This window comes from Bordetella sp. H567, assembly GCF_001704295.1.
Taxonomy (GTDB): Bacteria; Pseudomonadota; Gammaproteobacteria; order Burkholderiales; family Burkholderiaceae_B; genus Bordetella_C.
Map to the genome: position 1 here is coordinate 5221680 of NZ_CP012334.1, position 12168 is coordinate 5233847.

Sequence of the window (12168 nt, forward strand, 5' to 3'; positions counted from 1 at the left end):
AATCTCCCGCATCGTATGGTTGAAAAGGACGGCGCCGTCCGCTGGACGATGCCGTCCCCACAAGACTACACCATCAATAGCGGTAGTGATTGCTCTTGAAGGGGCCGTCCACCGGCACGCCGATGTAGGAGGCCTGGTCCGGACGCAGCGTGGTCAGGTTGGCGCCCAGCTTCTTCAGGTGCAGGCGAGCCACCTTTTCGTCCAGCTGCTTGGGCAGCACGTAGACCTGGCCCTTCTCGTAGGCGTCGTTGCGCGTGTAGAGTTCGATCTGCGCGATGGTCTGGTTGGTGAAGGACGAGGACATCACGAAGGAAGGATGGCCCGTGGCGCAGCCCAGGTTCACCAGGCGGCCCTTGGCCAGCAGGATGATGCGCTTGCCGTCCGGGAAGATCACGTGATCGACCTGCGGCTTGATCTCTTCCCACTTGCAGCCGTCCAGCGACGCGACATCGATTTCGTTATCGAAGTGGCCGATGTTGCAAACGATGGCCTGGTCCTTCATGCGGTCCATGTGGGCGCGCGTAATGACGTTGTAGTTGCCGGTGGCGGTGACGAAGATGTCGGCCTTGTCCACGGCTTCTTCCATGGTCACGACCTTGTAGCCTTCCATCGCGGCCTGCAGGGCGCAGATGGGGTCGATTTCCGTGACCCAGACCTGGGCGCGCAGCGCCTGCAGGGCCTGCGCGCAACCCTTGCCGACGTCGCCGTAGCCGGCCACGACAGCAACCTTGCCGGCGACCATCACGTCGGTGGCGCGCTTGATGCCATCCACCAGCGATTCGCGGCAGCCGTACAGGTTGTCGAACTTGGACTTGGTCACCGAGTCGTTCACGTTGATGGCGGCGAAGGCCAATTCGCCACGCTGCGACATCTGGTACAGGCGATGCACGCCGGTGGTGGTTTCCTCGGTCACGCCGCGGATCTGCGCCAGGCGGGTCGAATACCACTTGGGATCGCGCGCCAGGGTGGCCTTGATGGCGGCGAACAGCACGCGCTCTTCCTCGCTGCTCGGCTTGGCCAGCACGGAGAGATCGGACTCCGCCTTCGCGCCCAGGTGCAGCAGCAGCGTGGCATCGCCGCCGTCGTCCAGGATCATGTTGGCATGCTGGCCATTGGGCCATTCGAAGATCTTGTGGGTGTAGTCCCAGTATTCGGTCAGGGTTTCGCCCTTGACGGCGAAGACCGGCGTACCGCCTTCGGCGATGGCGGCGGCGGCGTGGTCCTGCGTCGAGAAGATATTGCAGGAAGCCCAGCGCACATCCGCGCCTAGCGCCTTCAGCGTTTCGATCAGCACGGCGGTCTGGATGGTCATGTGCAGGCTGCCGGCGATGCGCGCGCCCTTCAGCGGCTGGGCGGCGGCGTACTCTTCACGCGTGGCCATCAGGCCGGGCATTTCGGTTTCGGCGATGGCGATTTCGCGGCGGCCCCAGCCGGCCAGGCCGATATCGGCGACGATGTAGTCGGAAACGGATTTTTCGGAAACGGTGTTCATGGGTTGGCTCCACGTATAAACGGACGGCGCCACACCGCGGCCCGAAACGTGCGCAACGCCCCGGCCTGTTTCGGGCCGGGATGACACCAGATAGCTTGGCGCGCCCGCCTCTGCCACGCATGCGACAAAGGTGAGCGCCGTTGCATGCCGCCACGCGATGCATGGACAGCCGAACTTGAGCCTGAGCCTGGCGGGGGACACACACCGTGCATGCTTGCCATGCACATTGCCGCGCGCATGGTCCTGCGCATCGGCCTGGCTGCGGCCTTCCCCGTCGCAACGCTCCTCAGGCGTGGGCGATATTGTAGCGGGTCGCCGAAGTCAGCGGAACCAGCGCGTTGAGCAGGTCCGTGGCGATGGCATCCCAGGTCCGTGTCAACGCATGCTGGCGCACGACGTCACGGTCCAGCGAGTGGGCCTGCAGACAGGCCTGGCGCAGGTCGTCGCGCAGGCAGCCCGTCACGCCGTCCTCCAGGACCGCCATCGGCGCATCGGTGCGGAAGGTGGCTACCGGCGTACCGCAAGCCAGCGCTTCCAGCATCACCAGGCCGAAGGTATCCGTCAGGCTGGGAAAGACGAACACGTCCGCAGCGGCGTAGTACCGGGGCAACACATCGTCGGCCTGCATGCCGGTGAAGCGGACATTGGGGTACTTGCGACGCAGGCGCTCCTCATCCGGTCCACCGCCCACGACGACCTTGCTGCCGGGCAGGTCCAGGGACAGGAAAGCGTCCAGGTTCTTCTCGCGCGCCACCCGGCCCACGCTCAGGAAGACCGGCCGGGGCAGGTCCCCGAACGCGTCGCGCGCGCCGGGCTGGAAGCGTTCGGCGTCCACGCCGCGCGACCATACCTGCAGGTTCTTCAGGCCATGGCGCGCCACGGTGTCGCGCACCGTGGGCGTCGGTACCAGCACCCGCTGCGAGGGCTTGTGAAACCACTGCATGTAGCGCCAGGGCAGCCACGCGGGGATGCCCATCCGTGCCTGCAGGTAGTCGGGAAACATGGTGTGGAAGGAAGTCGTGAAGCGCCAGCCGCGCCGCAGCGCCATGCGCCGCGCGGCCAGGCCCAGCGGGCCCTCCGTGGCGATGTGCAGCGCATCCGGCACCACGTCGCCCAGCAGCCGCTTCAATTGCTTGGCGGGCTGGATGCACAGGCGCAGGTCGGGCTCGGACGGCGCGGGGACCGTGCGGCTGCCTTCCGGGCTGATGACGATCACCTCGTGGCCCCAGCCGGCCAGGATCTTCAGCATGGTCGTCCAGGTACGGACGACGCCGTTCACTTGCGGATGCCAGGCATCCGTAACCAGCGCGATGAGCATGGGCTTTTCTAGGGATAACCGGAAAGCCCTTATTTGGCGCCGGGTTTATGACATCGTTGAGACAGTCATGACGAACGGCGGGGATATCCCTGCGCCTTGATGCGGCGCCAGACCGCCTGCTTTTCCTCGTCGCTCATGGACACCCAGTTCGCGACTTCCATGGCGGTACGGCCGCAGCCGCGGCAGACCTCGTCGAACAGGGTGGAACACACGGCCACGCAGGGGGAATCCGTGGCGGTAAAGACGCGTTCAGGGTCCTTGGCGGACGGCGGGCAAAGATCGGGAATAGGGTCTGGCATGCCGCAAGAATAGCACCGGGCCGGAACCGCCCTGGCAGGGCCCTGGACACGGCCAAGTGGTCTTGTCCGGCTATCCGGCCCGCCAGCCTCTAGCCAAAAAAGCGCAGCGCCTCTTCGCTGATCTGCTCGGGCAGTTCTTCGGCCAGGTAGTGGGCGCCGTCGACGGCATGGCCCTGGACGTCCTGCGCGACGTTGCGCCACAGGGCCAGGACGTCGAAATTGCGGCCGACCGCGCCGCGGGCGCCCCACAGGACGCGCAGGGGACAGCGCACGCCGCGGCCATCGGCGCGGTCCTGGCGATCGTGCTCCAGGTCTATCGTCGCCGAAGCGCGGTAGTCCTCGCAGATGCCCACGGGCAAGCCCGGGAGCACGGCGCAGCGCTCATATTCAGCCAGCGCGCGCGGATCGAAAATCGCCAGGCCGCCGGGACGTCCCCCCATGATCGAACGCACGTAGAACACCGGGTCGCGGCCTATCATGGTTTCCGGCATCGGCGGCGGCTGGATCAGCCAGAACCAGTGGTAGTAGGCCTGCGCGAAGGCGCGCGTGGTGTTCTCGTACATGTCCAGCGTCGGGGCGATATCCAGCAGCATCAGGCGTTGCACGCGCTCTGCGTGATCCACCGCCAGCCGGTGCGCGACCCGCGCGCCGCGGTCGTGCGCGAGCACGTTGAAGGTCTCATGGCCCAGCGCCCGCATCACCGCCGCCATATCGGCGGCCATGGCGCGCTTGGAATGCGCCGCATGGTCCGGCGCCGCGGCGGGCTTGCCGCTATCGCCATAGCCGCGCAGGTCCGCCGCGATGCAGGTGTAGCGCGCCGTCAGCGCCGGCCACACGCGATGCCACATCGCGCTGGTCTGCGGGTGGCCGTGCAGCAAGAGCAATGGCGGCCCATCGCCCGCGATACGGGTGGCGATATGTGTGCCCTGTCCGTCGAACCGGCGCACCGGCAAGTCGAAAAACGATGTCATGGATGAACCTCCCGATACTGCGGACCGAGCTTACCCTGCCTTTTCCCGGAGATCACGGCGAGGCGGCGGACAAGCAAAAAAAAGCCGCGGACGTTGCCGTCGCGGCTTGGGGTGGATACGGCAGCCGGATGGAATACCCTCCGGCGCCGGTATCGATCAGGCGGCTTTCTTCAGCGCCTGCACCTTGTCGGTGGCTTCCCAGGTGAACTCGGGTTCCGAACGGCCGAAGTGGCCATAGGCGGCCGTCTTCGAGTAGATCGGACGCAGGAGGTCCAGCATGTTGACGATGCCCTTGGGCCGCAGGTCGAAGTGCTCGCGCACCAGCCTGGCCAGTTGCTCGTCCGGAATGACGCCGGTACCGGCGGTGTACACCGTGATGTTGATGGGATCGGCCACGCCGATGGCATAGCTGACCTGGACTTCGCACTGGCGGGCCAGACCGGCCGCGACGATGTTCTTGGCCACGTAGCGCGCGCCATAGGCGGCGGAACGGTCGACCTTGGACGGATCCTTGCCGGAGAACGCGCCGCCGCCATGGCGGCAGGCGCCGCCGTAGGTGTCGACGATGATCTTGCGGCCGGTCAGGCCGCAATCGCCCTGCGGGCCGCCGATGACGAAACGGCCCGTGGGGTTGACCAGGAAGCGCGTCTTGGTGGTGATCAGGCCGGCCGGGAAGCAGGGCTTGATGATGTCTTCGATGACGGCTTCGCGGATGGTTTCCTGGGACACTTCAGGCGCGTGCTGGGTCGACAGCACCACCGTATCGACTTCGACGGGACGACCGTCGACATAGCGGAATGTCACCTGCGACTTGGCGTCCGGACGCAGCCACGGCAGGCGGCCATCCTTGCGCAGTTCGCTCTGGCGCTGCACCAGGCGGTGCGAATACCAGATCGGCGCGGGCATCAGGTCCGGCGTTTCGTCGCAGGCGTAGCCGAACATCAGGCCCTGGTCGCCGGCGCCCTGGTTCAGATAGTCTTCCGAGGTGCGGTCCACGCCCTGGGCGATATCGGGAGACTGCTTGTCGTACGCGACGAGGACGGCGCAGCCTTTGTAGTCGATGCCGTATTCCGTGTTGTCGTAGCCGATGCGGCGGATCGTATCGCGTGCGACCTGGATGTAGTCGACGCTGGCGGACGTGCTGATTTCACCGGCCAGGACGACCAGGCCGGTATTGCACAGGGTTTCCGCGGCCACGCGGGCGTTGGGATCCTGCGTGAAGATGGCATCCAGGACCGCGTCGGAGATCTGGTCCGCGACCTTGTCCGGATGGCCTTCGGAAACGGATTCGGAAGTGAAGAGGTAATCGCTATGTGCCACGGTTTAGCTTCCTTGCTGGACCGGCGGGACGCGAGCGACCCGCGGCCGGATTGACGAAAGGTGCGTTGCACCTGGGATCGCAATCAGCAAGACCTTGACCATGGCGCGACGCTTTAGCGGATTTTGCGTGCGCGGTGCCGTCGGCATGCAATCCCGTCGGACCCGGCGCGCGTCGCCCCGCAAGTTGTCGGTTAACTCGGCGACCTTTCGTATTTTAAGCGAAAATGACGGCTTTCATCCGTCCCCATCGCATGCTGCTCGTCGCCCTGTTCCGCCTGCTGGCCCGCCTGCCGCTCTCCGTGCTGCATGGCATGGGGCGCTTCTTCGGCATATTGGCCTATCTCTGCCCGGGAAAATACCGGGAGCGCCTGCGCGCCAATGCCGCGCAGGCGGGCTATCCGGACGCGGCCTTCGCCCGGGAAGCCGCGGCACAGGCCGGCGCCATGATTTTCGAGATGCCCAAGGTCTGGTTCCAGACCGACCAGTGCCTCGCACGCGTGTACTCGGACGACGAAGCCGTCGTGGAGGCCGCGCGCGCAGAAAACCGCGGCGTCGTCTTCATGACGCCCCATCTGGGATGCTTCGAGATCACGGCCCGGCACCTGACCCGCCAGCTGCCGCTGACGGTCATGTTCCGCCCGCCGCGCCAATCCGCCATCGCGCCCCTGCTGGACGCCGCCCGTAACACGTCCACGCTGCGCGCGGTACCCGCCACGATGCAGGGCGTACGGGAATTCGTGCGCGCCCTGCGTCGCGGCGAAGGCGTGGGCATGCTGCCGGACCAGGCGCCCAAGGAAGGAGACGGCGTGTGGGCGCCCTTCTTCGGCCGCATGGCCTATACCGTGACACTGCCAGGCAAGCTGGCCGCCCCACACGACGTCCCGGTCGTTCTGACGGCGGGCGAACGGCTCCCCCGCGGCCGCGGCTGGCATGTCCACTATATCCGCGTGCCGGGCCCCCTGCCCGATACGGCCGAAGCGCAAGCCGCCCTTTTCAATGCCGCCATGGAAACCCTGATCCGCCGCTTTCCGGAGCAATACCTGTGGAGCTACAACCGCTACAAGGCGCCACGCGGCGCGCCGCCGGCACCCGATGCCGTCGCCCGGTCAGCCGCGAGCCCCGGCGAAGGTAGCCGCAACGGCGACACCGCCGCCGTTGCCACCCGCGAGACCGGCGCGACCGCGGGCTCGGGCGGTAACGCCAGCAGTGGCACGCCCGCGTCGCACAGCCGCCCCCCGGCCGCTGGTTCGGACGGCGCACCGGGAGACGGCTCACGATGAGCCGCCTGAAGCATCGCGCCCTGGTCGCCCTGTTCTCCTGGTTCGGCCGGGCCCGCCCCGCCACACGGCTGCGCGCCGGCGCCATCCTGACCTGGTTCACGCTCGTATTCGCCCGCCGCCGCCGACGCATCGTGCGCATCAACCTGGACCTGTGCTTTCCCGAGGAAAGCCGGGAAACACGCGAGCGCTGGCTGCGGGAACATTTCCGCGCGCTGTGCCAGTCGGTGGTGGACCGGGGCGTGCTCTGGTACGGCACGCCGCAGGCCATCCGCGACATGGTCACCGTGTCCGGCCACGAGGAATTCCTGCGCCTGGGCCGCGAGAAGCAGCCACTGATCCTGCTCGCCCCCCACTTCATCGGCCTGGACGTGGCGGCCACCCGCCTGACGATGGAATCCCCCACCGGCGCGACCATGTACACGCCGCAACGCGACCCGGACGTCGACGCCATCGTGCGGGCAGGACGCACGCGGTTCAATGAAGTCCATCTGGTCAGCCGCAAGGAGGGCGTACGCGGGCTGATCCGCCATCTGCGGGAGGCCCGGCCGGTCTATTACCTGCCGGACATGGACTTCGGACGCGACGGCGCCATCTTCGTGCCCTTCTTCGGCGTACAGGCGGCCACCATTCCGGCGACGGCCCAGATCGCCCGCAAATGGAATACCCCCGTCATTCCCGTCATCGAGTTCTGGGATCCGGCAAGCGGCCGCTATCACGTGGATGTCCTGCCCGCCTTGGAGAATTTCCCCGGCGACGACACGCTGGAGGAAGCGACCGCGCGGCTGAACCGGGAACTGGAACTATGGGTGCGCCGCTGCCCCAGCCAATACTATTGGGTGCATCGCCGGTTCAAGACACGGCCGCCGGGAGAAAGGAAGTTCTACTAGGGCCGTGCCGCACGCCAGCGCGGCACGGCGCCGGGCCCGCCGGGCAGCCGTAACGGACGCGGCGGATTGGGCGATAATGGCGCGATGATCTGGCACTTCACCAAAATGCACGGCGCCGGCAACGACTTCGTCGTCCTTGACGGCGTGCGGCAATCCATCGACATGACGCCCGAGCGCGCCCGGGCGCTGGGCGATCGTCACTTCGGCATCGGCGCGGACCAGATCCTGCTGGTCGAGCCCGCGACGGTACCCGACGCGGATTTCCGCTATCGCATCTTCAATTCCGACGGCAGCGAAGTCGAACACTGCGGCAACGGCGCACGCTGCTTCGTGCGCTTCGTCCACGAAACCGGCTTGTCCGACCGCAACCCCCTGCGCGCCCAGATCGCCACGGGCGTCCTGCTCCTGGACGAAGGGGACGACGAACAAGTCACCGTGGACATGGGGCGCACCCGCTTCAGCCCCATCGACCTGCCCTTCGATGCCGCCGGATTGGCGTCGCGCAAGGAAGGCCTGGACACGCTCTACACCCTGCCGCTGGCCGCCGCGCCCGATGCGCCGGCCGCCCTGCCGGCCAGTGTGGAGATCGCCGTGGTGGCCATCTCCAACCCGCACGCGGTGATGCTGGTGGACGACGTCGACCACGTGCCGGTGCATGCCATCGGCCCGGCCGTCGAATCGCATCCGCGCTTTCCGCGCCGAGTGAACGCGGGCTTCATGCAAATCGTCGACCGCCACGACATCCGCCTGCGCGTGTACGAACGCGGCGCGGGCGAAACACTGGCCTGCGGCACCGGCGCCTGCGCGGCGGTCGCCGCCGGCATACGCCGCGGCCTGCTGGACACGCCGGTGCGCGTGCAGGCGCGCGGCGGCATCCTGACGGTCGACTGGGACGGCCAGGCCCTGCGCATGAGCGGGCCGGCCACCTCCGTCTATACCGGCACGGTCGATATCGACAAGCTCGTCTTTTCCATGGCCCTGAACCGTTAAGCGGACCGTACCCCACTCATGACCGATCACGCCCTCAGCCCGCAGCAGGTCGCCGATTTCCTGCGGGACAATCCGGATTTTTTCACGTCGCACGCCGACGTTTTCGCCGCCATGCACGTGCCGCATCCCCACGGCATCGGCACGATATCGCTGGGCGAACGGCAGATCCTGATGCTGCGCGAGCGCAATCGCGAACAGGAATGGCGCCTGAACGAACTGATCCACAACGCCAACACCAACGAGGGCATCAGCACGCGGCTGGCGCAATGGTGCGCGCGCCTGCTGGCGGAAACCCAGGTCGACCGCATACCGGCCGAGATCGCGCTGGGCCTGGCCCGGGAATTCGAGCTGAACGAAGTCGGCCTGCGCCTGTGGCGCCTGCCTAGCGTGACGGAAAGCGGCTACGGGGAGCCCGTATCCGAAGACGTGCGCACCTTTGCCGATAGCCTGAAATCGCCCTACTGCGGCACCGATACGGAATTCGAGGCCGCCAGCTGGCTCAGCGCCAAGCCGCGTTCGCTGGCCCTGATCCCGCTGCGTCCCGGCGCGGAAGCGCCGACCGTGGGCCTGCTGGTGCTGGGATCCAACGACCCCGAGCGCTTCGCCCCGGACATGTCCACGACCTTCCTGGACACCGTCGGCAAGCTGGCCTCGGCGGCGCTGCGCCGGCTGGCCTGAACGACCGCGGCACGCACGCCATGGACCGCCCGCTGCCCGCCCCGATGCAAGCGTGGCTGGCGCATTTGGCCGCGCATCGCCGCTATTCGGCACACACGCTGGACGGCTACGGGCGCGATCTGCGGCACCTGGCGCAGCTGGCGGGCGACATTCCACTCGAACGCCTGGCCAACGGCCATATCCGCCAGTTCGTGGCGCGCCTGCACGCGCAGGCGCTCGGGCCGCGCAGCCTGGCGCGCGCCCTGGCGGCATGGCGCGGCTTCTACCAATGGTGGGCGCCGCAGGCCGGCCTGCCGGGCAATCCCGTCGCGGGCGTGCGCGCGCCCAAGGCGCCGCGCCCGTTGCCCAAGGCGCTGTCCGTCGAACAGGCGCAGGCCTTGCTGGACCGACCCGCCGCGGATGGCGGCCACGACCCCGTGGCCCTGCGCGACCAGGCCATGGTGGAACTGCTGTACTCCAGCGGGCTGCGCCTGTCCGAACTCACCAGCCTGGACTGGCGGTATGAACGCGGGCCCGACCATACCTCGGCCAGCTGGCTGAACCTGGACGAAAGAGAAGTCGTGGTACTGGGCAAGGGCGGCAAGCAACGCGCCGTGCCGGTCGGCGGCGCGGCGGTGAAGGCGCTGCAGGCCTGGCTGCCGGCCCGCGCCGCGCTGCTGGGGCCGCGCTCCACGCCGGCCGATGCCGCCGCCCTGTTCCTGGGCGCACGCGGCCATCGCATCTCGCCGCGCGTGGTGCAGGCGCAGCTGGCCAAACTGGCCCGCACCGCGGGCTTGCCGGTACACGTGCACCCCCACGTGCTGCGCCACAGCTTCGCCAGCCACGTGCTGCAATCCGCGCAGGACCTGCGCGCCGTGCAGGAAATGCTGGGACACGCGAACATCTCCACCACGCAGATCTACACCCGGCTGGACTTCCAGCATCTGGCCCAGGTGTACGACAAGGCCCATCCGCGCGCCGGCCGCAAATCCTGAAATGTCGCGGGCCGTGGGATCACGGCACGCCGCGATCGCGATGCGCGGCTTCAAGGCCTCAAGGCTTCAATGCCGCCATGAACGCCGACAGGTTCCATTCGAACATGCCCAGGTAGGTCGCGGCCGGCAGCCCTGGCTTGGCCAGGGCATCGGAGTACAGCGTACCGCCCAGCCTGGCGCCGGTTTCGTGCGCGATACGCTGGCCCAGCCGTGGATTGCTGACGTTTTCCAGGAATACGGCGGGCACTTTTTCGCGTTTCACCTGGTCGATGATGCGCGCCACATCGGCGGCCGAAGGTTCGGCGTCCGTGGAAACGCCCATGGTGGAAATGAATGTGACGCCATACGCCTGGCCGAAATAACCGAAAGCGTCATGGGACGTCACCACGCGCCGGCGCTCGGGCGGCAGTCCCGCGAATGCCTGCCGGACGCGCTGGTCCAGGGCCTGCATGCGGGCAACGTAGGCATCCGTGCGCTGGCGATAGGCGTCGGCATGGGGCGGATCCGCCTCGGCCAGCGCCGCGCCGATATTGCGCGCGTACAGCACGCCGTTGGCCAGGTCCTGCCACGCATGGGGATCGACCCGGGCGGCGCGGGCGCCATGACCGGCATCGCCGCCGGCCTGTCCGCCGATGTCGTCGCCGCCGAAGTCGCGCGGCCGCACGCCCTCCGATGCCACCACCGTGACGCCCCTGAAATTGGCCGTCTTCACCAGGTGGCTCATCCAGGTCTCGAAGTTCAGCCCATTGACCACCAGCAGCTGTGCCGCGCTCAAGGCGCGGGCGTCGGCCGGCGTCGGCTCGTATTCGTGTGCGTCGCCATCCGGCCCGACCAGCGTATCGACCTTTACGTCGCCGCCGCCGATCTGCCTGACCATATCGCCCAGGATGGAGAAACTGGCCACGACGTGCAGGGGAGCGGCGTCCGGCGCGGCGTCCGGCGCGTCCGCGGCGCGTGCGAGCGGCGCGCACAGGACCAGCGACAAGGCGCCCAGCCATGCCGCCAGCCGCGCCCACCGTTGGCGTGGTGTATTGCCGATTGCCATATCCGTACCTCCCGACTGCTTAATGCACCCTGCCGCGCGCCCGGCGCGACAGATCCAGCAAGCCGCCCTGCGGGCCGCATGCCACCGAAAACAGGTAGACGACGCCCGCGCTCAGGATAATGGCCGGCGAAGCCGGCACGTTGGCGTGGAACGAAACCAGCAATCCCGCCAGCGACGAGGCGGCGCCCATTAGCGCGGCCAGGGGAATCTGCCCGGCGGCGCTCCGCGACCAGAACCGCGCCGCCGCGGCCGGCAGCATCATGATGCCCACGACCATCAGTGTCCCCAGCACCTGAAAGCCGGACACCAGGTTGAATACCACCAGCATCAGGAACGCCATGTGCACCCGCGAGCCACCGCCACCGGCGGCGCGCAGGAAACCCGGATCCATGCACTCGGCCACCAACAGGCGATACAGGGCAGCCAACGACAGCAGGGTGATGGTGGCGCAGGCGGTCACCAGCAGCAGCGCGTCGTCATCCAGGCCCAGCACCGTGCCGAACAGCACATGCAGCAGATCCATATTGGAGCCGCGCAGCGATACCAGCAGCACGCCTAGCCCCAGGGAGATCAGATAGAAGGCGGCGAAACTGGCGTCCTCGCGCAAGGGCGTCAGGCGCGACACCAGCCCGGCCAGCAGCGCCACGGCCAGGCCGGTGACGATGCCGCCCAGCAGCATCGCGGTCAGCGACAATCCCGACAACAGGAAGCCCGCGGCCACACCAGGCAAGATGGCGTGCGACATGGCGTCGCCCATCAGGCTCATGCGGCGCAGGACCAGGAAAACCCCCAGCGGCGCCGCCCCGAACGACAGCGCAAACGCGCCGGCCAGCGCCCGGCGCATGAACCCGTAATCCATAAAGGGCGACACCACCCAATCCATGATGCTCATGGGTGTGTGACTCCCCCGTCGC

The 12168-nt window shown here is 67.7% G+C and carries 11 protein-coding genes, 1 pseudogene and 1 riboswitch; of the genes and pseudogenes, 5 read left to right on the forward strand and 7 right to left on the reverse strand.

What is annotated here, in order from left to right:
* Positions 1 to 73: 73 nt before the first annotated feature.
* From ahcY to metK, 5 genes are all read right to left on the reverse strand, one after another.
* Positions 74 to 1492: an adenosylhomocysteinase gene (gene ahcY, locus AKI39_RS23395; RefSeq protein ID WP_066641422.1), complete on the reverse strand. Its 1419-nt coding sequence runs from the start codon at positions 1490 to 1492 to the stop codon at positions 74 to 76.
* 125 nt (positions 1493 to 1617) lie between these two features.
* Positions 1618 to 1786, reverse strand: a riboswitch (S-adenosyl-L-homocysteine riboswitch).
* Positions 1779 to 2810, reverse strand: coding sequence for a glycosyltransferase family 4 protein (locus AKI39_RS23400; protein WP_066641423.1), 1032 nt, complete (start codon positions 2808 to 2810; stop codon positions 1779 to 1781). (Overlaps the previous riboswitch by 8 nt.)
* 65 nt (positions 2811 to 2875) lie before the next feature.
* A complete protein-coding gene (locus AKI39_RS23405; RefSeq protein WP_066641424.1) occupies positions 2876 to 3109 on the reverse strand; it encodes a DUF1289 domain-containing protein in 234 nt (77 codons plus the stop codon).
* Between the two features lie 89 nt (positions 3110 to 3198).
* Positions 3199 to 4080 carry an alpha/beta fold hydrolase gene (locus AKI39_RS23410; RefSeq protein ID WP_066641426.1) on the reverse strand — a complete coding sequence of 294 codons (882 nt, stop codon included), beginning with the start codon at positions 4078 to 4080 and terminating at the stop codon, positions 3199 to 3201.
* 156 nt (positions 4081 to 4236) lie between these two features.
* Positions 4237 to 5400 (reverse strand): methionine adenosyltransferase, encoded by a 1164-nt coding sequence (metK, locus tag AKI39_RS23415; protein ID WP_066641428.1) that lies wholly within the window; start codon positions 5398 to 5400, stop codon positions 4237 to 4239.
* 254 nt (positions 5401 to 5654) lie between these two features.
* Here metK and AKI39_RS23420 point away from each other — a divergent pair.
* The 5 genes and pseudogenes from AKI39_RS23420 to xerC all read left to right on the forward strand — a co-directional run.
* A pseudogene (locus AKI39_RS23420) lies at positions 5655 to 6497 on the forward strand (lysophospholipid acyltransferase family protein); the annotation flags it as partial.
* A 179-nt stretch (positions 6498 to 6676) separates the two neighbouring features.
* On the forward strand, positions 6677 to 7567 hold the full coding sequence (locus AKI39_RS23425; RefSeq protein WP_066641430.1) for a lysophospholipid acyltransferase family protein: 891 nt from the start codon (positions 6677 to 6679) through the stop codon (positions 7565 to 7567).
* Positions 7568 to 7633: 66 nt separating this feature from the next.
* Entirely contained in the window at positions 7634 to 8557 is a 924-nt protein-coding gene (gene dapF, locus AKI39_RS23430) for a diaminopimelate epimerase (RefSeq protein ID WP_066641432.1), read from the forward strand.
* 18 nt (positions 8558 to 8575) lie between these two features.
* Positions 8576 to 9235, forward strand: a complete 660-nt coding sequence (locus AKI39_RS23435; RefSeq protein ID WP_066641434.1) for a DUF484 family protein — start codon at positions 8576 to 8578, stop codon at positions 9233 to 9235.
* A 20-nt stretch (positions 9236 to 9255) separates the two neighbouring features.
* Entirely contained in the window at positions 9256 to 10209 is a 954-nt protein-coding gene (gene xerC / locus AKI39_RS23440) for a tyrosine recombinase XerC (RefSeq protein WP_066641435.1), read from the forward strand.
* A 58-nt stretch (positions 10210 to 10267) separates the two neighbouring features.
* Here the strand turns inward: xerC and AKI39_RS23445 are convergent, their stop codons facing one another.
* Positions 10268 to 11254, reverse strand: a complete 987-nt coding sequence (locus tag AKI39_RS23445; protein WP_083229020.1) for a metal ABC transporter substrate-binding protein — start codon at positions 11252 to 11254, stop codon at positions 10268 to 10270.
* Positions 11255 to 11273: 19 nt separating this feature from the next.
* Positions 11274 to 12146: a metal ABC transporter permease gene (locus tag AKI39_RS23450; protein WP_066641437.1), complete on the reverse strand. Its 873-nt coding sequence runs from the start codon at positions 12144 to 12146 to the stop codon at positions 11274 to 11276.
* Positions 12147 to 12168 lie beyond the last annotated feature (22 nt).

Bases quoted from the DNA above. Each gene is read 5' to 3' on its own strand.
- AKI39_RS23435 (WP_066641434.1), top strand. From the start codon at position 8,576: ATGACCGATCACGCCCTCAGCCCGCAGCAGGTCGCCGATTTCCTGCGG.
- AKI39_RS23425 (WP_066641430.1), top strand. From the start codon at position 6,677: ATGAGCCGCCTGAAGCATCGCGCCCTGGTCGCCCTGTTCTCCTGGTTC.
- AKI39_RS23445 (WP_083229020.1), bottom strand. From the start codon at position 11,254: ATGGCAATCGGCAATACACCACGCCAACGGTGGGCGCGGCTGGCGGCA.
- AKI39_RS23400 (WP_066641423.1), bottom strand. From the start codon at position 2,810: ATGCTCATCGCGCTGGTTACGGATGCCTGGCATCCGCAAGTGAACGGC.
- xerC (WP_066641435.1), top strand. From the start codon at position 9,256: ATGGACCGCCCGCTGCCCGCCCCGATGCAAGCGTGGCTGGCGCATTTG.
- AKI39_RS23450 (WP_066641437.1), bottom strand. From the start codon at position 12,146: ATGAGCATCATGGATTGGGTGGTGTCGCCCTTTATGGATTACGGGTTC.
- AKI39_RS23405 (WP_066641424.1), bottom strand. From the start codon at position 3,109: ATGCCAGACCCTATTCCCGATCTTTGCCCGCCGTCCGCCAAGGACCCT.
- ahcY (WP_066641422.1), bottom strand. From the start codon at position 1,492: ATGAACACCGTTTCCGAAAAATCCGTTTCCGACTACATCGTCGCCGAT.
- AKI39_RS23410 (WP_066641426.1), bottom strand. From the start codon at position 4,080: ATGACATCGTTTTTCGACTTGCCGGTGCGCCGGTTCGACGGACAGGGC.